Raw genomic sequence first — 25,220 nt, 5'->3', positions numbered from 1 at the left:
TCTTATCTATAAGGGCTGTGTATAATGCCGCCCGCTTTTCGACTGGAGTATCAGCCCTTGTCCAACCCTGAACACAATCATGAATACTGGATGCGTCACGCGCTGGCGCTGGCTCAACGCGCCTGGGACGAGGGCGAAGTGCCCGTGGGCGCGGTTCTGGTTCATAACAACCAGGTGATTGGGGAAGGGTGGAACCGTCCGATTGGCCGTCACGATCCTACCGCGCATGCTGAAATTATGGCCCTGCGTCAGGGCGGACTGGTGCTGCAAAACTATCGTCTGCTTGATACCACCCTGTATGTCACCCTTGAACCGTGCGTAATGTGCTCCGGGGCGATGGTGCACAGCCGAATCGGTACGCTGGTGTTTGGCGCGCGGGATGAAAAGACGGGCGCTGCTGGTTCACTGATGGACGTACTTGGGCATCCGGGGATGAACCACCAGGTGAAAACTATCGGCGGGGTACTTGCACCAGAATGTTCGGGTCTGTTAAGTGACTTTTTTCGAATGCGTCGGCAGCAGAAAAAGCAACAAAAGGCAGAATTGAAACCGCAGGATGATTAAGCTCGTCCGGTGCGACCACCGGATAGCTTTCAGCCAGCTGTTGCGCCTCGGCCGCCTCTTTTTCTTTCTCCAGCAGATATCCCACCAGGCTTATCTGGTACTTACGAATATTTTCCACGTAGGCATACGCTTCATGCCCGCGCGCATAGCCGTACGTCAGCTTCTGGTACCACTGTTTCTGGCTAAGCAGCGGCAGGCGCTGTTTTACATCTGACCAGCTGTCCGGGTTACCTTTGGTTTTCGCCGTCAGCGCCCGCGCGTCGAGCATGTGCGCATAACCCATGTTATAGGCGGCCAGCGCAAACCAGATCCGCTCCCCTTCCGGGACCGTCTCCGGCACTTTCGCCATCATATCCTGTAAATACTGCGCGCCGCCGCTGATGCTCTGTTCCGCATCGGTCCGGTCGCTGATGCCGAGGCTCTGGGCGGTATTTTTGGTCAGCATCATCAACCCGCGCACGCCCGTGGGGGAGGTGGCCTGAGCATCCCAGTGCGATTCCTGGTAGGAAATCGCCGCCAGCAGCTTCCAGTCAATCTCCTGGGCGTACTTCTCAAACAGCGGTTGCAGGTCCGGCAGCACGCTGTCCACCGCGCGCAGGAAGGTGCGGGTGTCAACGTAATCAAAATCGTCCCCATGACCGAGATATTTCTCTTCCAGACGCGCCAGGGTGCCGTCTTCATTGATGGAATTAAAGAAATCGAGCATGGCCGCAGAGACGGTTTGATCGTCGTCCAGCTGGGTAAACCAGGTCACCGGCTGTTCGTCGGTCACATCCAGCGCCACGGCGATTTCAGGATGAACGCGCTGGAAAAGGCTGATCGCCACCGAATCAGCAATGGTATAGGCCAGCTTTTTATCTTTAACCTGCTCCAGCAATTCGGTCGTGCCGAGTTTAGGATCGACCGTCCAGCTGAGGTTAGGGTATTTTTTCTCTTTCAACGCCCGCAGATCGTCAATCACCACATGGCCTGGCGCAATGGTCAATTGCTGGTCGGTGATGTCGGCCAGTGAGCGCGGACGCAGGCTACCCACACGATAAACCACCTGCTGCGACACGGAGTAATAGGTCGGGCCCGGCTGATAGTTTTTGCTGCGTTCGCTGTTGTACACCAGACCTGCGGCGAGAATATCGGCACGGTCATGGTCCAAATCATCAAACAGCTGGTTGATGTTCTGCCGCACGGTAACTTTCAGCTTCACGCCCAGATAGTCCGCAAACAGCTGTGCCAGTTCGTAATCAAGACCGATAGTTTTACCGTTGATATCGTCGTAAATAAGCGGGGAGGAGAGGGTACTGACGCGCAACTCCCCCCGCTCCTGAATGGCGGCGATACGGTTTTCGGCCTTGCCGAACCAGGGGATAGACGGCCAGAGGGCCACTGCCAGCAGCAACGTAACAATGCCGATGAGCAGATAATTAATCTTTAATTTTTTCAATTAGTTAATTCTCTGCGACGCCGGTTGCCTCAGTGTGCTGTAGTCATGTTAAGAGTAGAGTTTGCCATTGATTGAGCGGCATTTTGCGCAAAGTAGCGCCAGTTGGCAACCAATTAGAGAGACAGGTCACATCTATTGTTAAACATAAAGGATGATTTTATTTCGACGCAAACGGTTTCGTCGGCGCTCAGGATTCTCTATAATGACGCCCGTTTTCCCCCCTTGCGCACACTGTAAGCGCCCCGGCGCTTCGAAGACGAGAGACTTATGATGGAAATTCTGCGTGGTTCGCCTGCACTGTCTGCCTTCCGTATTAACAAACTGCTGGCACGTTTTCAGGCGGCCGACCTTCCGGTAAGCAATATTTACGCTGAGTATGTCCATTTTGCTGACCTGAATGCCCCCCTGAATGCAGAGGAGCGCGTACAGCTGGAACGCCTGCTTAAATATGGCCCAAGCCTGAGCAGCCATACGCCGACCGGTAAATTAATCCTCGCCACGCCACGCCCTGGCACCATCTCCCCCTGGTCTTCCAAAGCCACCGACATCGCTCGCAACTGCGGCCTGAACCAGATTAACCGTCTGGAGCGCGGCGTGGCGTACTATGTGGAAGCGTCAACCCTGAGCGACGCGCAGTGGCAGGTGGTTGCCGCAGAGCTGCACGACCGCATGATGGAGAGCGTTTTTGACTCTCTGGATGATGCGCAGAAACTGTTCTCCCACCATCAGCCTGCGCCGGTACAGAGCGTGGATCTGCTGGGGCAGGGGCGTCAGGCGCTGATCGACGCAAACCTGCGTCTTGGTCTGGCGCTCGCAGAAGATGAAATCGACTACCTTCAGGATGCATTCGTTAAGCTGAATCGCAACCCGAACGACATCGAACTGTATATGTTCGCGCAGGCCAACTCCGAGCATTGCCGCCACAAGATTTTCAACGCCGACTGGATTATCGACGGCGAACAGCAGCCGAAGTCGCTGTTCAAAATGATCAAAAACACCATGGAGCAAACCCCTGACCACGTGCTGTCTGCCTATAAAGACAACGCCGCGGTGATGGAAGGTTCCGAGGTGGGCCGCTTCTTCGCCGACCGCGAAGCAGGGCGCTATGACTTCCATCAGGAGCCTGCGCATATCCTGATGAAAGTGGAAACCCACAACCACCCGACGGCGATCTCCCCGTGGCCGGGTGCAGCGACCGGCTCCGGCGGTGAAATCCGTGACGAAGGTGCGACCGGTCGCGGCGCGAAACCAAAAGCGGGTCTGGTCGGTTTCTCCGTTTCCAACCTGCGTATTCCGGGCTTTGAGCAGCCGTGGGAAGAAGACTTCGGCAAGCCAGAGCGCATTGTCACCGCGCTGGATATCATGACCGAAGGCCCGCTGGGCGGCGCGGCGTTCAACAACGAATTTGGTCGTCCGGCGCTGAACGGTTACTTCCGTACCTACGAAGAGAAAGTGGACAGCCACAACGGCGAAGAGCTGCGCGGCTACCACAAACCGATCATGCTGGCGGGCGGGATCGGCAACATTCGCGCCGATCATGTGCAGAAAGGCGAGATCGTCGTCGGCGCGAAGTTGATCGTGCTTGGCGGTCCGGCCATGAACATCGGTCTGGGCGGCGGGGCAGCCTCGTCTATGGCTTCCGGCCAGTCTGATGCGGATCTCGACTTCGCGTCCGTGCAGCGCGACAACCCGGAAATGGAGCGCCGTTGTCAGGAAGTGATCGACCGCTGCTGGCAGCTGGGCGATGCCAACCCGATTCTGTTCATCCACGACGTGGGCGCGGGCGGCCTGTCCAACGCTATGCCTGAGCTGGTGAGCGACGGTGGTCGCGGTGGCCGTTTCAACCTGCGCGATATCCTGAGCGATGAGCCGGGCATGAGCCCGCTGGAAATCTGGTGTAACGAATCTCAGGAGCGCTACGTGCTGGCGGTTGCCGCCGATCAGCTGCCGCTGTTTGACGAGCTGTGCCGCCGCGAGCGTGCGCCGTATGCCGTCATCGGTGAAGCGACCGAAGAGCAGCACCTCTCCTTAAGCGACACCCATTTTGACAACCAGCCGATCGATCTGCCGCTGGACGTGCTGCTCGGCAAAACGCCGAAGATGACCCGCGACGTGCAGACCCGTAAAGCGGCGGGCAAAGCGCTGGATCGCCAGGATATTACCGTTGCAGACGCGGTGAACCGCGTACTGCACCTCCCGGCGGTAGCAGAGAAAACCTTCCTGGTCACCATCGGCGACCGTACCGTGACCGGTATGGTATCGCGCGATCAGATGGTCGGCCCGTGGCAGATCCCGGTCGCTAACTGCGCCGTGACCACCGCGAGCCTCGACAGCTACTACGGCGAAGCGATGGCCCTGGGCGAACGCACACCGGTGGCGCTGCTGGACTTCGCTGCCTCTGCCCGTCTGGCGGTCGGTGAAGCGCTGACCAACATCGCCGCGACGCAGATTGGCGATATCAAACGCATCAAACTTTCCGCGAACTGGATGGCCGCTGCCGGTCACCCTGGCGAAGATGCCGGCCTGTACGAAGCGGTGAAAGCGGTGGGTGAGGAGCTCTGTCCTGCCCTCGGCCTGACCATTCCGGTGGGCAAAGACTCCATGTCGATGAAAACTCGCTGGCAGGAAGGTAACGAGCAGCGCGAGATGACCTCCCCGCTGTCGCTGGTGATCACCGCGTTTGCCCGCGTGGAAGACGTGCGTCACACCGTTACGCCGCAGCTGGCGACCGAAGACAACGCCCTGCTGCTGATTGACCTGGGTAAAGGTCACAATGCGCTAGGTGCCACCGCGCTGGCACAGGTTTACCGCCAGCTCGGCGATAAGCCAGCCGACGTGCGCGACGTCGCCCAGCTGAAAGGCTTCTACGACGCAATTCAGGCGCTGGTGGCGCAGCGTAAGCTGCTGGCCTACCACGACCGTTCCGACGGCGGCCTGCTGGTGACGCTGGCAGAGATGGCCTTCACCGGTCACTGCGGCGTTGAAGCAAACATTGCAACGCTTGGCGAAGACCGCCTGGCGGCGCTGTTTAACGAAGAGCTTGGCGCGGTCATTCAGGTACGCGCCGCAGATCGCGACGCGGTGGAAGCGATTCTGGCACAGCACGGTCTGGCAGACTGCGTACACTATCTCGGTAAAGCGGTGCAGGGCGACCGTTTCGTGATTGAAGCCGACGGCCACGCGGTGTTCAGCGAAAGCCGCACCACGCTGCGTATGTGGTGGGCGGAAACCACCTGGCAGATGCAGCGCCTGCGTGACAATCCGGAATGCGCCGATCAGGAACACAACGCGAAGGCGAACGACAACGATCCTGGCCTGAACGTGAAGCTCTCCTTCGACATCAACGAAGACATCGCCGCACCGTACATTGCGACCGGTGCGCGTCCGAAAGTGGCCGTGCTGCGCGAGCAGGGCGTTAACTCCCACGTTGAGATGGCGGCGGCCTTCCACCGGGCGGGCTTTGACGCCATCGACGTCCACATGAGCGACCTGCTGACCGGGCGTACCGGGCTGGATGATTTCCAGGCGCTGGTCGCCTGCGGGGGGTTCTCCTACGGCGACGTGCTGGGTGCGGGCGAGGGCTGGGCGAAGTCTATCCTGTTCAACAGCCGCGTGCGCGATGAGTTCGAAACCTTCTTCCACCGTCCGCAGACGCTGGCGCTGGGCGTGTGTAACGGCTGCCAGATGATGTCTAACCTGCGCGAGCTGATCCCTGGCAGCGAAGCCTGGCCGCGCTTTGTGCGTAACCAGTCTGACCGCTTCGAAGCGCGCTTCAGCCTGGTAGAAGTGACCCAAAGCCCGTCTCTGCTGTTGCAGGGGATGGTCGGGTCACAGATGCCAATCGCGGTTTCGCACGGTGAAGGTCAGGTTGAAGTGCGTGATGCAGCGCACCTGGCTCAGCTTGAAAGCAAAGGACTGGTGGCGCTGCGCTTTGTTGATAACTTCGGCAAGGTCACCGAAACCTATCCGGCTAACCCGAACGGTTCGGCAAATGGCATTACCGCGGTCACCAGCGAAAGCGGTCGGGTGACGATCATGATGCCGCACCCGGAGCGTGTCTTCCGTACCGTTAGCAACTCCTGGCACCCGGAAAACTGGGGCGAGGACAGCCCGTGGATGCGCATTTTCCGCAACGCGCGTAAACAACTGGGTTAAGTTTCAACGCACTGACTGTAGGCCCGGTAAGCGCGAGCGCCACCGGGCTTTTTTGTACCTGTCGCAAAATCGCGACAATTCTCTGGGTTGAGTGTCTCCAATAAGAGACATTTAACTCATTGATTTATATATGTCAGGACAGGTTCCCGTTAAGGTGTTGCTTAATAGCGACACTTAGCCTGGAAATCATTCACGTCATAATCAATGCATTTTAATAATAAAACGGTTATTAATCATAAGGATAATATGAATCTTTGCAATCTGGCACGCACATTGCATAATAGTAACCAGTGGCTCATTCACCTTCTTATGTCAGCCCCTTCGGGACGTGCTACATAAACTTCGAATGACGCACAAAAAGGTGCCTGCCGTCCAACTACTGATTATTGCAATGCTTTATCAGGCCAGGGCGAAACGTCGAGTTAGGCACCGCCTTATTCCATGACAAAGCCGGGTTTTTACCCGGCTTTGTTGTATCTGAAGGGCAGACTCAGTTACGCTCTCCTCAAACCCGGATGATGAGAGTAATGTGTTGAAACGCTGGCCCGCTTTCCCTCGCTCCCTGCGACAGCTCGTTATGATGGCCTTCCTGCTGATCCTGCTACCTTTACTGGTTCTGGCGTGGCAGGCATGGCAAAGCCTGAATGCGTTAAGTGCCCAGGCGGCCCTGACTAACCGCACCACGCTTATTGATGCCCGCCGTAGCGAGGCAATGACCAACGCCGCGCTGGAGATGGAGCGTAGCTATCGCCAGTATTGCGTGCTGGACGACCGCACGCTGGAGAGGGTCTATCAGAATCAGCGTAAACGCTACAGCGAAATGCTGGATGCCCATGCCGGGGTCTTGCCGGATGACAAACTCTATCAGGCGCTGCGTCAGGATCTGAACGATCTGGCGCAGCTCCAGTGCAAAAACAGCGGTCCTGATGCCGCCGCCGCCGCCCGACTTGAAGCCTTCGCGAACGCCAATACGGAGATGGTGCAGTCCACCCGTACGGTTATCTTTTCCCGTGGCCAGCAACTCCAGCAGGAGATTGCCGAGCGCGGCCAGTTCTTCGGCTGGCAGGCGCTGGTGCTGTTCCTCGTCAGCCTTGGGCTGGTACTGCTCTTTACCCGCATGATTATCGGCCCCGTAAAGGGGATCCAGCGGATGATTAACCGCCTGGGGGAGGGCAAATCTCTCGGGGATACGGTTGTTTTTAAAGGCCCGCGCGAGCTGCGCTCGGTCGGTCAGCGTATCATCTGGCTTTCTGAACGCCTGGCGTGGCTGGAATCGCAGCGTCACCAGTTCCTGCGCCATATCTCACACGAACTCAAAACACCGCTGGCCAGTATGCGTGAAGGCACGGAGCTGCTGGCAGACGAAGTAGCGGGGCCGTTAACCCCTGAGCAAAAAGAGATCGTGGCGATTCTGGATGCCAGTAGCCGCAATTTACAAAAACTTATTGAACAACTGCTGGACTATAACCGCAAGCTGGCGGATGGTGCTGTGGTGCTCGAAAGCGTTGAGATTGAACCGCTGGTGGACATGGTGATCTCCGCCCATAGCCTGCCAGCAAGAGCTAAAATGATGCATACCCAGGTGGATCTCAATGCGCCTTCCTGCCTGGCAGAGCCGATGCTGTTAATGAGCGTACTGGATAATCTTTATTCCAATGCGGTGCACTATGGTACTGAATCCGGTACCATTTATATCAGAAGCAATAACAACGGTTCGCGGGTATTTATTGACGTAGCGAATACGGGAAGCCCGATTCCGGATGATGAAAAAACGATGATCTTTGAGCCCTTCTTCCAGGGGAGTCATCAGCGAAAAGGTGCGGTAAAAGGAAGTGGTCTGGGGCTGAGTATTGCCCGCGACTGCATACGACGCATGCAGGGTGAGCTTAACATCGTGAGTGATGAACGCGCCGATGTCTGTTTTCGTATCGAACTGCCTCTTGAGCCGGAAAAATCAATGAAATGAATAACAACCTGGTGAGTATGTCACACGTCTTTTACCGCGCACTGCGCGCGGTGTTTTCCAGCAAAAATGTGCGCCTGAGCCTGCCCTGCTTACTGCTGGCCGGCTGTGTAACCCATGCGCCGAAAAGTGCAATTAGCCACAAACAGGAAGATAAATGGCCGCAAAAACAGCTGGCCGATTTCCTTTCAACACGTTGCGATGATATCTGGAACCTGTCGGGGCGTGATGTTGAATCCAATCCGCTGTTCTGGCTGCGCGGAATAGACTGCGCCCAGCGGCTGGCGCCCGCCGAGGCCCGTGCCCAGGCGGCGATGCTGGTGGACGATACCTGGCAGGACGCGTTTAAACGCGGGATCGTGATGGCGGATGCCAGAATCACGCCTGTTGAACGCCGCGCCAACGTGACGCGGCTGGATACATACGTGATCAATATTCCCCCCCAGGTGCGCCCGGTCTATCAGCTCTGGCGGGACGGACAAACCCTGCAATTACAGCTGTCTGAAGAGCGTTTCCGTTACAGTAAATTGCAGCAGTCGAGCGACAGCGAGCTTGATGCGCTTCGCCAGCAGCAGGAGTCGCTGCGCGAGCAGCTGGATACCACCACCCGCAAGCTTGAAAATCTGACCGATATCGAAAGACAGCTCTCGACGCGTAAGCCGGCAGGCAGCTATCTGCCCGATGGGTCGAAAGGCAACTCTGCCACGACGCCAGACAGTGAGACGCCGAAACAAGAGGATGTGAAGCCATGACAAGCCGTAAACCTGCCCATCTGTTACTGGTGGATGACGATCCCGGTCTGTTAAAGCTGCTGGGGATGCGTCTGGTCAGCGAAGGCTACAGCGTGGTCACCGCTGAAAGCGGGCAGGAGGGGCTGAAAGTGCTCAGCCGCGAGAAAATCGATCTGGTGATCAGCGATTTGCGCATGGATGAAATGGATGGCCTGCAACTGTTCACGGAGATCCAGAAGCAGCAGCCCGGGATGCCGGTGATTATCCTCACCGCTCACGGATCTATTCCTGATGCGGTGGCCGCGACGCAGCAGGGAGTATTCAGCTTCCTCACCAAACCGGTGGATAAAGACGCCCTCTATAAAGCGATCGACAGCGCCCTTGAGCACGCGGCGCCATCCGGCGACGACGCCTGGCGTGAATCCATCGTGACGCGTAGCCCTGTGATGCTGCGCCTGCTGGAACAGGCGCGGATGGTGGCGCAATCCGACGTGAGTGTGCTGATCAACGGCCAGAGCGGGACCGGGAAAGAGATCCTGGCCCAGGCGATCCACAACGCCAGCCCACGCAGTAAAAATGCCTTTATTGCCATCAACTGTGGCGCGCTGCCGGAACAACTGCTTGAGTCTGAGCTCTTCGGCCATGCCCGCGGCGCTTTTACCGGCGCGGTGAGCAGCCGTGAAGGGTTGTTTCAGGCTGCTGAGGGGGGCACGCTGTTTCTTGATGAAATTGGCGATATGCCCGCGCCGTTGCAGGTTAAACTGCTGCGCGTGTTGCAGGAGCGAAAAGTGCGTCCGCTTGGCAGCAACCGCGATATCGATATCAACGTGCGTATTATTTCCGCTACCCATCGCGATTTACCCAAGGTGATGGCGCGCAACGAGTTCCGCGAAGATCTCTACTATCGACTGAATGTCGTCAACCTGAAAATCCCGGCGCTGGCCGAGCGTGCGGAAGATATCCCGCTGCTGGCTAATCACCTTTTGCGCCAGGCCGCTGACCGCCACAAACCCTTCGTGCGCGCGTTCTCCACCGATGCGATGAAACGCCTGATGACCGCAAGCTGGCCGGGCAACGTACGCCAGCTGGTGAACGTGATTGAGCAGTGCGTGGCGCTGACGTCATCGCCGGTGATCAGCGATGCGCTGGTGGAGCAGGCGCTGGAGGGGGAAAACACGGCCTTGCCGACCTTTGCGGAAGCGCGAAACCAGTTCGAGCTGAACTATCTGCGCAAGCTGCTGCAAATCACCAAAGGCAACGTAACCCATGCGGCGCGCATGGCCGGGCGTAACCGTACCGAGTTTTATAAATTGCTCTCACGCCACGAGCTGGAAGCGAACGATTTTAAAGAGTAATACCGCAAAATTCGCCTGAATATGATACTGTGAGCAACCGATTACGAGGCTGCTTACTGGCAAGAGTTTAAGGACCCACCATGAAAAAGATTGATGCGATTATTAAACCTTTCAAACTGGATGATGTACGTGAAGCGCTGGCAGAAGTAGGCATCACCGGGATGACCGTAACTGAAGTAAAAGGTTTTGGTCGTCAGAAGGGCCACACCGAGCTATACCGTGGCGCAGAGTACATGGTGGACTTTCTGCCGAAAGTGAAAATCGAGATCGTGGTGAGCGATGATATCGTCGATACCTGTGTGGACACCATCATCCGCACGGCGCAGACCGGCAAAATTGGCGACGGGAAAATCTTCGTCTTTGACGTGGCGCGCGTGATCCGTATCCGTACCGGCGAAGAAGACGACGCGGCGATTTAAAAAAGATTTGGTAGGCCGGGTAAGGCGTAGCCGCCACCCGGCGAAAAAAAAGCCCCTCGTTGAGGGGCTTTTTGCATTACAGCACTTTATGCGGGCCGAAACATTCGTAATGAATGTTGTCTTTATTCACGCCCAGCTCAACCAGCTGCTTCGCGGCATACTGCATAAACGCTACCGGCCCACAAACGTAGAACTGCATCCCCGGTGCGCTGAACGCCCCTTCATGCTGCCCTAAGTTCATCAGACCTTCGCTGTCGAAACGAGCCGCTGCGCGGTCGGCTTCCGTGGGTAAACGATACCAGGTATGAGCGGTAAAGTGTGGCAGACCCGCTCCCAGCGCTTTCACTTCGTCCGCGAAGGCGTGAACATCACCGTTCTCCGCCGCGTGGAACCAGTTAACCTGCGCGCTGTGGTTTGCTTTCGCCAGCGTATCCAGCATCGCCAGCATAGGCGTCTGACCCACGCCTGCGGAGATCAGCGTCACCGGGGTATTCGTTTCAACGGCCATAAAGAAATCGCCCGCCGGTGCCGCCAGATGGACCACGTCGCCCACGCTGGCTTCGTTATGCAGCCAGTTGGATACCTGACCGCCTTCCTCACGTTTAACCGCAATGCGATAGCCTTTGCCGTCTGGCTTGCGGGTCAGGGAGTACTGGCGAATCTCCTGGTGCGGGAAGCCTTCAGGCTTCAGCCAGACGCCCAGATACTGGCCCGGCTGGTAATCGGCAACCGGCTGACCGTCCACAGGCTCAAATTCAAAGCTGGTGATCAGTGCGCTGCGCGGGGTTTTCTCAACGATGCGGAAGGCGCGCGTGCCTTCCCAGCCGCCATTCTTGCTGGCGTTTTCGCTGTAGATCTGCGCTTCACGGTTGATGAATACGTTTGCCAGCACGCCATAGGCTTTACCCCAGGCATCCAGCACTTCCTGGCCCGGGCTGAACATTTCGTCCAGGGTTGCCAGCAGGTGACTGCCGACGATGTTGTACTGCTCAGGTTTGATCTGGAAGCTGGTGTGCTTCTGGGCGATTTTTTCCACCGCAGGCAGCAGAGCCGGCAGGTTTTCGATGTTGCTGGCATAGGCGGCAATAGCGTTAAACAGCGCTTCGCGCTGATCGCCGTTACGCTGGTTGCTCATGTTGAAAATCTCTTTGAGCTCCGGGTTATGCGCGAACATGCGATCGTAGAAATGGGCGGTCAGTTTAGGACCCGTTTCAACCAGCAGGGGGATTGTGGCTTTCACGGTAGCGATGGTTTGAGCGTCGAGCATAGCAGCTTCCTTCTGATGTTACTTTAATGATGTATTTTATATGCATCTTATAAAAATACCCCTGCAATGTAAATGGTTCTTTGCATCGTGAAAAATATGCATCACAAAGCTGAAAAGAAATCCGTTGAAAATGGCGAGAGCTTTATTGCTCAAACCCTTGCGCGGCGTGGAGGTAAACGTTTGCGTAAAATCGTTTGTCAAGACCTGTTATCGCAGAACTATTCAGTTATACTGTTGCCCGTCGTCCAACAGGACTGCCTTTTCAGGCCAAAAATTTACTTGTTAGCTGAGTCAGGAGATGCGGATGTTAAAGCGTGAAATGAACATTGCCGATTATGATGCCGAACTGTGGCAGGCTATGGAGCAGGAAAAAGTACGTCAGGAAGAGCACATCGAACTGATCGCCTCCGAAAACTACACCAGCCCGCGCGTAATGCAGGCGCAGGGTTCTCAGCTGACCAACAAATATGCTGAAGGTTATCCGGGCAAGCGCTACTACGGCGGTTGCGAATACGTTGATATCGTCGAGCAACTGGCGATTGACCGTGCGAAAGAACTCTTTGGCGCTGACTACGCGAACGTCCAGCCGCACTCTGGCTCTCAGGCTAACTTCGCTGTTTACACCGCGCTGTTGCAGCCGGGCGATACCGTTCTGGGTATGAACCTGGCGCAGGGCGGCCACCTGACTCACGGCTCCCCGGTTAACTTCTCCGGCAAACTGTACAACATCATCCCTTACGGTATTGATGAGTCCGGCAAAATTGACTACGAAGACATGGCGAAGCAGGCCAAAGAGCACAAGCCGAAGATGATCATCGGTGGCTTCTCTGCTTACTCCGGCATCGTTGACTGGGCCAAAATGCGTGAAATCGCGGACAGCATCGGCGCGTACCTGTTCGTCGACATGGCGCACGTTGCCGGTCTGATTGCGGCAGGCGTTTACCCGAACCCGGTTCCACATGCGCACGTTGTGACCACCACCACCCACAAAACCCTGGCAGGTCCACGCGGTGGCCTGATCCTGGCGAAAGGCGGTGACGAAGAGCTGTACAAAAAACTGAACTCCGCTGTATTCCCAAGCGCCCAGGGCGGCCCGCTGATGCACGTTATCGCGGCAAAAGCGGTGGCGCTGAAAGAAGCGATGGAGCCAGAGTTCAAGGTTTACCAGCAGCAGGTTGCTAAAAACGCCAAAGCGATGGTGGAAGTGTTCCTGAACCGTGGCTACAAAGTGGTCTCTGGCGGGACGGAAAACCACCTGTTCCTGCTGGACCTGGTTGATAAGAACCTGACCGGTAAAGAAGCTGACGCAGCCCTCGGCCGCGCCAACATCACCGTCAACAAAAACAGCGTGCCAAACGATCCGAAGAGCCCGTTCGTGACCTCCGGTATCCGTATTGGTTCTCCGGCCGTCACTCGCCGCGGTTTCAAAGAAGCGGAAGTGAAAGAGCTGGCGGGCTGGATGTGTGACGTTCTGGACAACATCAATGACGACGCGGTTATCGAGCGCGTTAAAGGTAAAGTGCTGGACATCTGCGCACGCTTCCCGGTGTACGCATAAATCTCTGCGTCGCAGAACTGAAAAAGGCCGCTCATGCGGCCTTTTTTTATGGGCTAACGTCGGTCAAGGGAGATGGCCCCCGGCCCGGTAATCGCCAGCAAAATAAAGGCGCCAGCGATACTCACATTTTTGTAGAAGTTAATCATATTTGGCAGAACCGCATCGCCCGTCATATCCCAGTAGTGGTGACCAATCACCGCCGTTCCCAGCGTATAGAAGACAAAGATCACCGCGAGGGGGCGGGTGAAAAAGCCCAGCACGATCAGAATCGCGGCGGGAACTTCCATCACCACCGCAATAATGGCGGCCAGCATGGGCATGGGGGCGCCGAGCGACGTCATATACTGAACGGTGCCACTAAACCCCGTCAGCTTGGGATAACCGAAAATAATAAACAGGACCACAATAGCAATGCGGGCAATTAAAAGCAGGAAAGAACGAGAGGAGCCGAAATCGAAATAACGTAAGCTGTTCATGGCAAACGACCTCTTCAGGCGATGTCTTATAAACGTAATACAGTTTTACCGCTCTCGCCATACGCTGTCCGGCTGGTGATGATGTTAATTTATCGTTAATTTATAGCGCGCTAACGACTTGCTAAAGTCAGGGATTAACGCCAGACTATCGCCTCCATTTCGGGAGGGATTCATGGTCTTGCATTCCACACGCTGGCTGGCGCTCAGCTACTTTACCTACTTCTTTAGCTACGGTATTTTTCTGCCTTTCTGGAGCGTCTGGCTCAAGGGAATTGGTCTGACGCCTGAGACCATTGGCATCCTGCTGGGCGCGGGGCTGGTGGCACGTTTCCTGGGTAGCCTGCTGATTGCGCCCCGCGTCAGCGATCCCTCCTTACTGATTAAAGCGGTGCGAATTCTGGCCCTGCTGACGCTGGTCTTTGCGGCCTGCTTCTGGGTCAGCCACCAGTTTGCCTGGCTGATGGTGGTAATGGTTGGCTTTAACCTGTTCTTCTCCCCGCTGGTGCCGCTGACGGATGCGCTGGCGAACACCTGGCAAAAGCAGATCACCATGGACTATGGCCGCGTGCGCCTGTGGGGATCGATTGCCTTCGTGATCGGCTCTGCGCTGGTCGGGAAACTGGTTAGCCTCTATGACTATCGTGCCATTCTGGCGCTGCTAACGCTCGGCATCGCCTCGATGCTGCTCGGTATGTTGCTGCGTCCGTCAGTGATGCCGCAGGGCGAAAGCCGCCATCAGGAGAGCGCCGGCTGGCCCGCCTGGCGCTCGCTGGTGGCGCAAAGCTGGCGTTTCCTGGCCTGCGTCTGTCTGCTTCAGGGGGCGCATGCGGCCTATTACGGCTTCAGCGCCATCTACTGGCAGGGGGCAGGTTACTCGGCTTCTGCGGTAGGCTACCTGTGGTCGCTCGGCGTGGTGGCGGAGGTCATTATCTTCGCGCTGAGCCAAAAACTGTTCCGTCGTTTCGGGGCGCGTGACCTGCTGCTGCTTTCCGCCGTGTGCGGCGTGGCGCGCTGGGGCATCATGGGCTGGACGACGGAGCTGCCGTGGCTGATTGTGGCGCAAATTCTGCACTGCGGAACCTTCACCGTGTGCCATCTGGCGGCGATGCGCTACATCGCGGCGCGAGAGGGTGGGGACGTTATTCGTCTTCAGGCGGTCTATTCAGCGGTGGCGATGGGCGGCAGTATTGCGGTGATGACCGTATTTGCCGGTTTCCTCTATCAGCACCTGGGGCACGGTGTGTTCTGGGTGATGGCGCTGGTCGCTTTACCGGCCATCGTCATCCGCCCTAAAGTCGCTGCTCGCACGTAACTATGATTCGAGCATAACGCGAATATGTTCCTGCTGCTGCGTGTTCAGGGCCTCAACGGCATGAATGAGCGGCGGCGAGAACAGCGGCAGGGCGGTTGGATAAGGCGTAATGACCAGCGCTGCCTCGCGGGGGGCGCCCTCCTTCTTAAACGCCTCCAGGCTAAGATAACGAATATTGAGCGGCAGCAGCGTCAGCTCGCGAAGCTGCTGCTCAATTAACGCTTCGCAGGCTTTATCTTCCCCCGTTAACAGGACCACCTGTTTTTCATGCAGGTCGGTCTCCTGCATCAGCCAGGCACCAAAAATCACCGCCACCAGAGCCATCTCTTCAGCGGAGAATCGCAGACCAAATTCGGCTTCCAGCTCAAACAGCGCCTCTTTAGTGGTGCGCAGCAGTCGAGGGTATAAACGGTGGATCTCTTCCGGCAGACTGTTGTCGATGCCGATGTCAAATAAGGAGCGGTCCAGCGCCTGAGCCAGATGGATATAAAGCTGATCGGTCAACCCTTGCTCATCGCTGAAGTTCATCCCGGTTTGCGCCCGGAAGCGGGCAATCATACGCACGATGGCGCGACGCAGGCGCTGATCCTGCTGGTGTTTATCCATCACCGGGTCGGGTGTGCGAAGCATCATAAACAGCAGCGCCAGGAACAGCTGTTCATCGCTGTGCGTTCCCTGCGGGACGCGCCGTTTCCAGTGGCGGACAATTTCCTGCGCCGTAAAGTATTCCCCTCGGGACTGCGTCCAGCTGCGCTGAACGGGCGAAAACTCCGGCGTATTGCCCAGATGATGCTGAATCAGACAATATTGCAGATAAAGCTGTAAAAACTGTACGTCGCGGGACTCAAACTGGCGCTGAAGCTTGCGTGCACAAAAGTTGATAAGTGCCCGAAGGTTCGCATCGTCGTAAAGCGGGCGGGCAATGCCGTGCTGTTTAAGCGCGGTTTTTAAGGCAGGGGTAAACTGTTGGGCAACAAAATGTGGACACAGCCGAAGCGCCCTGCGCAGCCAGTGCAGCAGGCACAAACGTTGATTCAGGGCGGACCCCTCAATTCGGTAGCAGCCATCATGGTGCGTGACGATATCAAGCCGATGATAGCGCTGGATTTCATCGCGCGTCTCGGCTATATCTTGCCGTGCCATGACGTCGTCCACGCCGTTGGCAGCGATTATGCTCTGTGCGGTGACGGCAGCATCGGGCAGGTAAAGCATCAAAAGCACCTGGCAGCGGCGCTGCGAACTGGAAAGCACAGATGGAATTTCAAGCGTCGTCATCATCTGTCGGGTATCCAGTGTGAATGTTTGATAAGAATAGCTAAAGGATGGGCGCTGAAAAGCGCACCGGCAGGCCTTTCACTCAGGATTGCTGGCGAACATCACAGAATTTTTGACGTGAGGAACAGATGCAAATAGTTAAACAAAGCGCGGTAGCGTTATTTTTGGCGGTTTTCACTTTCGCCGCCGGCGCACATCCTCACAGTTTTATCAGCCTGAAAACCGAACTGGTGACGGACGGCACGCAGCTCAGTGGCCTGAAGATGCGCTGGACGATGGATGAAATCACCTCCGCCGACCTGCTGTACGATGCCGGAAACGCAAAGCCCGGCGATGAGATCTGGAAAAAGCTGGCGGCGGAAGTGATGGCCAACGTGCTGGGTCAGCACTACTTCACCGAGTTCTGGCACAACGGACAAAAGGTTAAATTTCTTAACCGTCCCACGGAGTACGGCATGACCCGCGACGGTCATCAGGCGGTGCTGACCTTTATCCTTCCGCTGGCGCACCCTCAACCGCTGGCTGGGCAGAAGTACACGTTTTCCACGTTTGACCCAACCTACTATGTCGACATGCGCTATGACAATGACAGCGACGTACGGTTGCCGGACGCGCTGCAAAAAAGCTGCAAAATTGCCGTGCACACCCCGAAACCCAGCGAAGAGATGCTGAACTTTGCCGTTTCTCTTGATAAAGAGGATGCGCCCCCTGAAGACATGGAATTGGGTAAACAGTTTGCGCAGGAGGTGACGTTACAATGTCAGTGATCTCCTCTCCCGTCAGTAAGCCGCGTCGCTGGCTGCACCTCTGGCCTCTGGCGCTTTTTTTGTTGTTAGCGGTTGGCGGCGCGCTCTGGCTGTGGCAGGCGTGGCCGCAGGTGATGGTGAAAAGCATCCTCTGGCAGCGGGAAGTTAATCAGCAGATGAGCGGTCTGCTGAAGGCCGTGGCGGAAAATCCGACCAAAGCGGGCGGCGCTCTTTTGGCGTTCAGCTTTATCTATGGCGTGCTGCATGCCCTGGGACCGGGGCACGGCAAAATCGTTATCACGACCTGGCTTGCCACGCATCCATCGAAGCTGAAATCGAGTATCGGCCTGACGCTGGCATCCTCTTTACTTCAGGGCGGTGTGGCGATTGCGCTGGTCGTGGTCGTCCTTTCGCTGCTACAGCTGCCGGCCCGCCAGCTGCATATGAGCAGCTTCTGGCTGGAGAAGGGGAGTTACGCGCTGGTAGGCGTGCTGGGGCTGATCCTCTGCTGGCGGGCGGTGAAAAAATTGCGCGCGTTGCTGCAAAAACCAAAATTCAAAGCCTTTACGCCGCATCACGTTCACCATGAAAACTGCGGGTGCGGGCATCAACACCTGCCGACGCAGGAGCAATTACAGAACGGTGACGACTGGCGTGCGCGCCTGATGATTGTTCTCTCAATGGGGATGCGTCCGTGCTCGGGCGCAATCATGGTGCTGTTGTTCAGCAAAGTGACAGGCGTATTTGGCTGGGGCATGCTCTCGGCGCTGGCGATGGCGGCAGGAACGTCTCTCACCATTTCGTCTTTAGCGTTGCTGGTACACAGCTTCCGTCAGCTGGCGGTCAAACTCAGCGGCAATAAAACGCCGGTATTGTGGCGACAGGTTGGCTGGACAACGCTGGCGCTGGCGGGTGGGGTGATTCTGCTGGTGGCTGCGGTTACGATGTGGATGAGCGCGGTGCCGGTGGGAAGGGGGTTGCGGCCTTTCTAGCCGTATCTGAGGCGTGTTGTAAGCCCGGTAAACGTAGCGCCACCGGGCTTAACAGACTGAATTAACGCTTCAGCGCATCGCTCAGTTCATCACGCATGTTTGCCAGCATGGCTTTAACAACGCGCGGGTTACCAGCAACGATGTTGCCGGTAGACATATAGTTATGGCCGCCGGTGAAGTCGCAAACAATCGCGCCAGCTTCACGAGCGATCAGCTCGCCCGCTGCAAAGTCCCACGGCTTCAGAGACAGCTCGAAGTAACCGTCAACGCGGCCGGTCGCCACGTAGGCCAGATCCAGTGCAGCAGAGCCGGTGCGACGGAAGTCCGCGCATTCGGTGAACAGTTTGCCCAGGATATTCATATAAGTGGTTGCGTGCTGCTTCGCCTTGAACGGGAAGCCGGTCGCCAGAATCGTGCCGTCCAGATCGCGTGCATTGCTGCAACGCAGACGGTAGCCGTTCAGCTGCGCGCCCTGACCGCGGGTCGCGGTGAACAGTTCGTTACGCATTGGATCGTAAACAACGGCGACTTCAGTACGGCCTTTGATGCGTACTGCGATAGACACAGAGAAGTGTGGCAGGCGTTTGACGAAGTTGGTGGTGCCATCCAGTGGATCGATAACCCATTGAACATCCTGATCGGTACCTTCATGTTCACCGCTTTCTTCGGTGATGATGGTGTGCTGCGGGTAAGATTTGCGGATCGTTTCGATAATAATCGCTTCTGCGGCTTTATCGACGTTCGTCACGAAATCATTGCTGCCTTTCTGGCTGGTTTCTACGGAGTCTGGGGTTTCGTAGTGTTTGGCAATTACATTACCCGCCTTGCGCGCTGCGCGCACGGCGATGGTCAGCATCGGATGCATCGGTCTCTCTCACTGGATGTTAAAGAACAGGAAAATCGGCGCAGAGTATAGCAGCGGGATCGGATTATGTCTCTCGTTTATGATAATATGCCCGAATATTCTTCAGACACTGAATCCAGACATCTAAAAATTATGCTGCAAAACATTCGAATCGTGCTGGTCGAAACATCGCACACCGGCAACATGGGCTCTGTGGCCCGCGCTATGAAAACCATGGGCTTAACGAACCTGTGGCTGGTGAATCCGCTGGTGAAACCAGACTCTCAGGCTATTGCTCTGGCGGCTGGCGCCAGCGACGTGATCGGGAATGCGCAGATCGTGGACACCCTGGATGAAGCCCTGGCCGGTTGCAGCCTGGTGGTGGGAACCAGCGCGCGCTCCCGTACGCTGCCCTGGCCGATGCTGGACCCGCGCGAATGCGGCCTGAAAAGCATCTCAGAAGCGGAACAGGCGCCGGTTGCACTGGTGTTTGGCCGTGAACGCGTTGGCCTGACCAACGAGGAATTACAGAAGTGCCACTATCACGTGGCGATTGCCGCCAACCCGGAATACAGCTCGCTGAATCTGGCGATGGCGGTGCAGGTGATTGCCTACGAAGTGCGCATGGCATGGCTGGCGACGCAGGAGAAACCGGTCGAACCTAAAGAAGAGACGGCCTACCCGCTGGTGGACGACCTCGAGCGCTTCTACGGTCACCTGGAACAGACGCTGCTCTCAACCGGCTTTATCCGTGAAGGCCACCCGGGCCAGGTGATGAACAAGCTGCGCCGTATGTTCACCCGCGCGCGTCCGGAAAGCCAGGAGCTGAACATCCTGCGCGGGATTCTGGCGTCGATTGAGCAGAAGAATAAAGCGTAGTGTTGATTTCCCCCTCTCCCCGTGGGAGAGGGCTGGGGTGAGGGCATCAGGCCGCACCTATATTATGAAGGCACAGAAGGTTAAATACCTGACTAAAACAGTCAAGTAAATAGTTGACCAATTTAGTCAGGAATGTCAGACTTGGCCCTGCTATGCAATACCCCCATTTTACAATAAAAAACCCCGGGCAGGGGCGAGTTTGAGGTTAAGTAAGACATGAGACTGACATCTAAAGGGCGTTATGCCGTGACCGCGATGCTGGACGTTGCGCTCAACTCCGAAGCGGGCCCGGTTCCGTTGGCTGATATTTCTGAACGACAAGGGATCTCCCTCTCTTACCTGGAACAGCTGTTCTCCAGACTGCGTAAAAATGGACTGGTGTCCAGCGTTCGTGGCCCGGGCGGCGGTTATCTGCTGGGTAAAGACGCGGGCAGTATTGCGGTTGGCGAAGTGATTAGCGCGGTTGACGAATCCGTTGACGCGACCCGTTGCCAGGGTAAAGGCGGCTGTCAGGGCGGCGATAAGTGCCTGACCCACGCGCTGTGGCGCGATCTGAGCGACCGTCTGACCGGCTTCCTGAATAACATCACCCTGGGTGAACTGGTTAATAACCAGGAAGTTCTGGATGTCTCTGGTCGTCAGCATAGTCAGGATTCACAGCGCAGCACCCGTTCGCAGGACGCCATCGACGTTAAACTGCGCGCGTAATTAAAAAGATAAGTATTCAGAATCAGGCCGGGGTGGTCACACCCCGCGTACTCGGTCGTACATCCAGCCGGTTGCCTGATTCCTTGCATTGAAGCGATGTACGGAGTTTATAGAGCAATGAAATTACCGATTTATCTCGATTACTCCGCAACCACGCCGGTGGACCCGCGTGTTGCCGAGAAAATGATGCAGTGTCTGACCCTGGACGGAAACTTTGGTAACCCAGCTTCCCGTTCACACCGTTTTGGCTGGCATGCTGAAGAGGCGGTAGATATCGCCCGTAATCAGATTGCTGACCTGGTTGGCGCCGACCCGCGTGAAATTGTTTTCACCTCCGGTGCGACCGAATCCGACAACCTGGCGATCAAAGGTGCAGCCAACTTTTATCAGAAAAAAGGCAAGCACATCATCACCAGCAAAACCGAACACAAAGCCGTGCTGGACACCTGCCGTCAGCTGGAGCGTGAAGGGTTCGAAGTGACTTACCTGGCGCCGCAGAGCAACGGGATCATCGACCTGAAAGAGCTCGAAGCGGCGATGCGCGATGACACCATTCTGGTTTCCATCATGCACGTTAACAACGAAATCGGCGTTGTTCAGGACATCGCAACCATCGGCGAAATGTGCCGTGCGCGCGGCATCATCTACCACGTGGATGCGACCCAGAGCGTGGGCAAACTGCCTATCGACCTGAGCCAGCTGAAAGTGGACCTGATGTCCTTCTCCGGTCACAAAATTTATGGACCGAAAGGTATTGGCGCGCTGTACGTTCGTCGTAAGCCACGTATCCGCATCGAAGCACAGATGCACGGCGGCGGTCACGAGCGCGGCATGCGTTCCGGTACGCTGCCTGTTCACCAGATCGTGGGCATGGGCGAAGCGTATCGCATCGCGAAAGAAGAGATGGAAACCGAGATGGCACGCCTGCGTACGCTGCGTAACCGTCTGTGGGACGGCGTGAAGGATATGGAAGAAGTGTATCTGAACGGCGATCTCGAGCAGGGCGCGCCAAACATCCTTAACGTCAGCTTCAACTATGTTGAAGGCGAGTCGCTGATCATGGCGCTGAAAGACCTGGCCGTTTCTTCCGGTTCTGCCTGTACGTCTGCAAGCCTGGAGCCATCCTACGTGCTGCGTGCGCTGGGCATGACTGACGAGCTGGCACACAGCTCTATCCGTTTCTCTTTAGGTCGTTTTACTACCGAAGAAGAGATTGACTACACCATCAAGCTGGTTCGTAACTCCATCGGCCGTCTGCGCGACCTTTCTCCACTGTGGGAAATGTTCAAGCAGGGCGTGGATCTGAACAGCATTGAATGGTCACATCACTAATCGGTACATAAGGAGAATTCAATCATGGCATACAGCGAAAAAGTTATCGATCATTACGAGAACCCGCGCAACGTTGGCTCTTTTGACAACAGCGATGAATCTGTCGGTAGCGGCATGGTTGGCGCGCCAGCGTGTGGCGACGTGATGAAGTTGCAGATTAAAGTCAACAATGAAGGTATCATTGAAGACGCGCGCTTCAAGACCTACGGCTGCGGTTCTGCTATCGCCTCCAGCTCCCTGGTCACCGAATGGGTGAAGGGCAAGTCTCTGGACGAAGCACAGGCAATCAAGAACACGGATATTGCTGAAGAACTCGAACTGCCGCCGGTGAAAATTCACTGCTCAATTCTGGCAGAAGACGCGATCAAAGCCGCCATTGCGGATTACAAAAGCAAACGTGAAGCAAAATAATTGAGGTTTGAGTATGTCGATTACCCTTAGCGACAGCGCTGCCGCGCGAGTAAGCTCTTTTCTGGCGAACCGTGGTAAAGGCTTTGGCCTGCGACTGGGCGTACGTACCTCCGGCTGTTCTGGTATGGCTTACGTACTGGAGTTTGTTGACGAACCGGCGTCTGATGACACCGTGTTTGAAGACAAAGGCGTGAAGGTGGTGGTCGATGGCAAAAGCCTGCAATTTCTCAACGGCACTCAGCTGGACTTCGTTAAAGAAGGCCTGAACGAAGGGTTCAAATTCACGAACCCGAACGTCAAAGACGAGTGTGGTTGCGGCGAAAGCTTCCACGTTTAACCGCGCGTCATCCGAAACCCCACCGTGGCTTTGCTACGCGTGGGGTTTGTTCTAACAGGCTACCCCTGAGATTGTTATGGATTACTTCACTCTCTTCGGACTACCCGCTCAATACCCGATCGATCTCCAGGCGCTGACGGTCCGTTTTCAGGATCTACAGCGTCAGTACCATCCGGATAAATTCGCCAGCGGAACGCAGGCAGAGCAGCTGGCCGCGGTATCACACTCCGCAACCATCAACCAGGCCTGGCAAACGCTGCGTCATCCGCTGGCGCGTGCAGAATATCTGCTCTCGCTCCACGGTTTCGATCTGGCGAGCGAACAGCATACCGTGCGCGACACCGCCTTTCTGATGGAACAGCTGGAGCTTCGCGAAGAGCTGGATGAAATTGAACAGGCTAAAGACGAAGCGCGTCTGGAAAGCTTTATCACGCGCGTAAAGGGCATGTTCGATACCCGCCATCAGCAGATGGTGGAGCAACTGAACAACGAGACCTGGGACGTGGCGGCAGACACTGTGCGCAAACTCCGTTTTCTCGATAAACTGCGAAGCAGTGCTGAACAACTCGAAGAAAAGCTGCTCGATTTTTAATTTCGGAAGCAATTATGGCCTTATTACAAATTAGTGAGCCAGGCTTAAGCGCCGCACCGCACCAGCGTCGTCTGGCGGTCGGTATTGATCTGGGCACCACCAATTCTCTCGTGGCGACCGTGCGTAGCGGCCAGGCGGAAACGCTGGCTGACGAGCAGGGGCGCCATCTGCTGCCTTCCGTGGTCCACTACCAGCAGCAGGGTCACGCGGTCGGGTTTGATGCCCGCGCTAACGCCGCGCGCGATCCGGCCAATACCATCAGCTCGGTTAAGCGCATGATGGGCCGCTCGCTGGCTGATATCCAGACCCGTTACCCGCATCTGCCGTATCAGCTTCAGGCCAGCGAAAACGGCCTGCCGATGATCGCAACGTCTGCCGGTCTGCTGAACCCGATTCGCGTTTCTGCTGACATCCTCAAAGCGCTGGCGGCACGCGCCACGGCGACGCTCGGCGGCGATCTCGACGGCGTGGTGATCACCGTTCCGGCCTACTTTGACGATGCACAGCGTCAGGGCACCAAGGACGCCGCGCGTCTGGCGGGCCTGCACGTGTTGCGTCTGCTGAACGAACCGACGGCGGCGGCCATTGCCTACGGCCTCGATTCCGGTCAGGAAGGGGTGATTGCGGTTTACGACCTCGGCGGCGGAACCTTTGATATCTCGATTCTGCGCCTGAGCCGCGGAGTGTTTGAAGTGCTGGCGACCGGCGGGGATTCCGCGCTCGGCGGCGATGACTTCGACCATCTGCTGGCGGACTACATCCGCGAGCAGGCGGGCATCAGCGATCGCAGCGATGCGCGCGTGCAGCGTGAACTGCTGGATGCGGCCATCGACGCCAAAATCGCCCTGAGCGATGCACAGTCCGTCAGCGTGAACGTCGCAGGCTGGCAGGGTGAGATCACCCGCGACCAGTTCAGCGAACTGATTGCGCCTCTGGTTAAGCGTACCCTGCTGGCCTGCCGTCGCGCATTGAAAGATGCGGGCGTGGAGGCCAGCGAGGTGCTGGAAGTGGTCATGGTTGGCGGCTCAACCCGCGTGCCGCTGGTGCGCGAGCGCGTGGGCGAATTCTTTGGACGCACGCCGCTGACCTCCATCGACCCGGACAAAGTGGTTGCCGTGGGCGCCGCTATCCAGGCCGATATCCTGGTCGGCAACAAGCCGGACAGCGAAATGCTGCTGCTGGACGTCATTCCGCTGTCGCTGGGTTTAGAAACCATGGGCGGCCTGGTGGAGAAAGTCATTCCGCGTAATACCACCATTCCGGTGGCGCGCGCGCAGGAGTTTACTACCTTCAAAGACGGCCAGACCGCGATGTCCATCCACGTGATGCAGGGCGAGCGCGAGCTGGTGCAGGACTGCCGCTCTCTGGCGCGCTTTGCGCTGCGCGGCATTCCGGCGCTGCCGGCGGGTGGGGCGCATATTCGCGTCACCTTTCAGGTGGATGCGGACGGCCTGCTGAGCGTCACGGCGATGGAAAAATCGACCGGCGTGGAATCGTCCATCCAGGTGAAGCCGTCCTACGGCCTGACCGATGGCGAAATCGCCTCCATGATTCAGGACTCAATGAGCTACGCCGAGCAGGATGTGAAGGCGCGTATGCTGGCCGAACAAAAAGTGGAAGCCGCCCGCGTGCTGGAAAGCCTGAACGGGGCGCTCGCTGCCGATGCCGCGCTGTTAAGCGCCGCTGAGCGCCAGGTCATTGACGAGGCTGCCGCACGCTTAAGCGCCGTGGCCGAAGGCAATGACGCTGACGCAATAGAAGAAGCCATTAAAAACGTTGATAAACAAACCCAGGACTTCGCTGCTCGCCGCATGGACAAATCTGTCCGCGTCGCGCTGAAAGGCCAGTCCGTGGACGAGGTTTAAT

The 25,220-nt window shown here is 56.9% G+C and carries 22 protein-coding genes; 17 read left to right on the top strand and 5 right to left on the bottom strand.

What is annotated here, in order from left to right:
* The first annotated feature begins 24 nt into the window (after positions 1-24).
* The gene (gene tadA / locus ACOTW6_RS12830) at positions 25-564 is read left to right on the top strand and encodes a tRNA adenosine(34) deaminase TadA (RefSeq protein ID WP_023295164.1); all 540 of its coding nucleotides are present in this window, start codon (positions 25-27) and stop codon (positions 562-564) included.
* Here tadA and mltF read toward each other — a convergent pair.
* Positions 452-2,002, bottom strand: a complete 1,551-nt coding sequence (gene mltF, locus ACOTW6_RS12825) for a membrane-bound lytic murein transglycosylase MltF (RefSeq protein ID WP_017692908.1) — start codon at positions 2,000-2,002, stop codon at positions 452-454. The genes tadA and mltF overlap by 113 nt on opposite strands.
* Before the next feature lie 267 nt (positions 2,003-2,269).
* Between mltF and purL the strand changes: the two genes are divergently transcribed.
* The 5 genes from purL (at position 2,270) to glnB (ending at position 10,625) form a co-directional block, all read left to right on the top strand.
* On the top strand, positions 2,270-6,157 hold the full coding sequence (gene purL, locus ACOTW6_RS12820; protein ID WP_213789165.1) for a phosphoribosylformylglycinamidine synthase: 3,888 nt from the start codon (positions 2,270-2,272) through the stop codon (positions 6,155-6,157).
* A 532-nt stretch (positions 6,158-6,689) separates the two neighbouring features.
* Complete coding sequence (qseE, locus tag ACOTW6_RS12815) at positions 6,690-8,123, top strand: two component system sensor histidine kinase QseE/GlrK (protein WP_003860691.1); 1,434 nt, start codon at positions 6,690-6,692, stop codon at positions 8,121-8,123.
* On the top strand, positions 8,120-8,872 hold the full coding sequence (gene qseG, locus ACOTW6_RS12810) for a two-component system QseEF-associated lipoprotein QseG (RefSeq protein ID WP_121478708.1): 753 nt from the start codon (positions 8,120-8,122) through the stop codon (positions 8,870-8,872). The genes qseE and qseG overlap by 4 nt, the downstream gene beginning before the upstream one ends.
* A complete protein-coding gene (gene glrR, locus ACOTW6_RS12805) occupies positions 8,869-10,206 on the top strand; it encodes a two-component system response regulator GlrR (RefSeq protein WP_015572150.1) in 1,338 nt (445 codons plus the stop codon). The genes qseG and glrR overlap by 4 nt, the downstream gene beginning before the upstream one ends.
* Positions 10,207-10,286: 80 nt before the next feature.
* Positions 10,287-10,625: a nitrogen regulatory protein P-II gene (gene glnB, locus ACOTW6_RS12800; RefSeq protein WP_003860685.1), complete on the top strand. Its 339-nt coding sequence runs from the start codon at positions 10,287-10,289 to the stop codon at positions 10,623-10,625.
* A gap of 76 nt (positions 10,626-10,701) precedes the next feature.
* Here the strand turns inward: glnB and hmpA are convergent, their stop codons facing one another.
* A complete protein-coding gene (gene hmpA / locus ACOTW6_RS12795; protein WP_047050321.1) occupies positions 10,702-11,892 on the bottom strand; it encodes an NO-inducible flavohemoprotein in 1,191 nt (396 codons plus the stop codon).
* Between the two features lie 304 nt (positions 11,893-12,196).
* Here hmpA and glyA point away from each other — a divergent pair, with 304 nt between their 5' ends.
* Entirely contained in the window at positions 12,197-13,450 is a 1,254-nt protein-coding gene (gene glyA, locus ACOTW6_RS12790) for a serine hydroxymethyltransferase (protein ID WP_003860678.1), read from the top strand.
* A 53-nt stretch (positions 13,451-13,503) separates the two neighbouring features.
* Here glyA and ACOTW6_RS12785 read toward each other — a convergent pair whose 3' ends face one another.
* Complete coding sequence (locus ACOTW6_RS12785; protein WP_090279042.1) at positions 13,504-13,926, bottom strand: DoxX family protein; 423 nt, start codon at positions 13,924-13,926, stop codon at positions 13,504-13,506.
* 172 nt (positions 13,927-14,098) lie between these two features.
* Here ACOTW6_RS12785 and ACOTW6_RS12780 point away from each other — a divergent pair, with 172 nt between their 5' ends.
* Complete coding sequence (locus ACOTW6_RS12780; protein ID WP_003860673.1) at positions 14,099-15,238, top strand: 3-phenylpropionate MFS transporter; 1,140 nt, start codon at positions 14,099-14,101, stop codon at positions 15,236-15,238.
* Here ACOTW6_RS12780 and csiE read toward each other — a convergent pair whose 3' ends face one another.
* Positions 15,239-16,516, bottom strand: a complete 1,278-nt coding sequence (gene csiE, locus ACOTW6_RS12775; protein ID WP_121478710.1) for a stationary phase inducible protein CsiE — start codon at positions 16,514-16,516, stop codon at positions 15,239-15,241.
* A 125-nt stretch (positions 16,517-16,641) separates the two neighbouring features.
* On the opposite strand from csiE, the gene ACOTW6_RS12770 reads away from it, so the two are divergent.
* Together ACOTW6_RS12770 and ACOTW6_RS12765 are read left to right on the top strand one after the other, a co-directional pair.
* Positions 16,642-17,280, top strand: a complete 639-nt coding sequence (locus tag ACOTW6_RS12770; RefSeq protein ID WP_047736719.1) for a DUF1007 family protein — start codon at positions 16,642-16,644, stop codon at positions 17,278-17,280.
* Positions 17,271-18,251 (top strand): nickel/cobalt transporter, encoded by a 981-nt coding sequence (locus ACOTW6_RS12765; protein ID WP_121478711.1) that lies wholly within the window; start codon positions 17,271-17,273, stop codon positions 18,249-18,251. Before ACOTW6_RS12770 ends, ACOTW6_RS12765 begins: the two co-directional genes overlap by 10 nt.
* Before the next feature lie 61 nt (positions 18,252-18,312).
* Here the strand turns inward: ACOTW6_RS12765 and suhB are convergent, their stop codons facing one another.
* Complete coding sequence (gene suhB, locus ACOTW6_RS12760) at positions 18,313-19,116, bottom strand: inositol-1-monophosphatase (protein ID WP_003860668.1); 804 nt, start codon at positions 19,114-19,116, stop codon at positions 18,313-18,315.
* Between the two features lie 132 nt (positions 19,117-19,248).
* Between suhB and trmJ the strand changes: the two genes are divergently transcribed.
* The 7 genes from trmJ (at position 19,249) to hscA (ending at position 25,219) form a co-directional block, all read left to right on the top strand.
* On the top strand, positions 19,249-19,974 hold the full coding sequence (trmJ, locus tag ACOTW6_RS12755) for a tRNA (cytosine(32)/uridine(32)-2'-O)-methyltransferase TrmJ (protein WP_003860666.1): 726 nt from the start codon (positions 19,249-19,251) through the stop codon (positions 19,972-19,974).
* A gap of 216 nt (positions 19,975-20,190) precedes the next feature.
* Entirely contained in the window at positions 20,191-20,682 is a 492-nt protein-coding gene (gene iscR, locus ACOTW6_RS12750; protein WP_022649018.1) for a Fe-S cluster assembly transcriptional regulator IscR, read from the top strand.
* A gap of 117 nt (positions 20,683-20,799) precedes the next feature.
* Positions 20,800-22,014 (top strand): cysteine desulfurase, encoded by a 1,215-nt coding sequence (gene iscS / locus ACOTW6_RS12745; RefSeq protein ID WP_003860663.1) that lies wholly within the window; start codon positions 20,800-20,802, stop codon positions 22,012-22,014.
* Positions 22,015-22,038: 24 nt separating this feature from the next.
* Positions 22,039-22,425, top strand: coding sequence for a Fe-S cluster assembly scaffold IscU (gene iscU, locus ACOTW6_RS12740; protein WP_003860661.1), 387 nt, complete (start codon positions 22,039-22,041; stop codon positions 22,423-22,425).
* 13 nt (positions 22,426-22,438) lie between these two features.
* Positions 22,439-22,762 (top strand): iron-sulfur cluster assembly protein IscA, encoded by a 324-nt coding sequence (iscA, locus tag ACOTW6_RS12735; RefSeq protein ID WP_003860659.1) that lies wholly within the window; start codon positions 22,439-22,441, stop codon positions 22,760-22,762.
* A 76-nt stretch (positions 22,763-22,838) separates the two neighbouring features.
* Positions 22,839-23,354 carry a co-chaperone HscB gene (gene hscB / locus ACOTW6_RS12730; RefSeq protein WP_003860657.1) on the top strand — a complete coding sequence of 172 codons (516 nt, stop codon included), beginning with the start codon at positions 22,839-22,841 and terminating at the stop codon, positions 23,352-23,354.
* A gap of 14 nt (positions 23,355-23,368) precedes the next feature.
* The gene (gene hscA / locus ACOTW6_RS12725) at positions 23,369-25,219 is read left to right on the top strand and encodes a Fe-S protein assembly chaperone HscA (RefSeq protein ID WP_121478712.1); all 1,851 of its coding nucleotides are present in this window, start codon (positions 23,369-23,371) and stop codon (positions 25,217-25,219) included.
* Position 25,220: the final 1 nt, after the last annotated feature.

Origin of the sequence: Enterobacter cloacae complex sp. IR5403, assembly GCF_049238705.1 — a bacterium.
In the GTDB taxonomy this organism is placed as follows: Bacteria; Pseudomonadota; Gammaproteobacteria; order Enterobacterales; family Enterobacteriaceae; genus Enterobacter; species Enterobacter hormaechei_C.
This window is presented reverse-complemented; position numbering and strand designations above follow the sequence as displayed.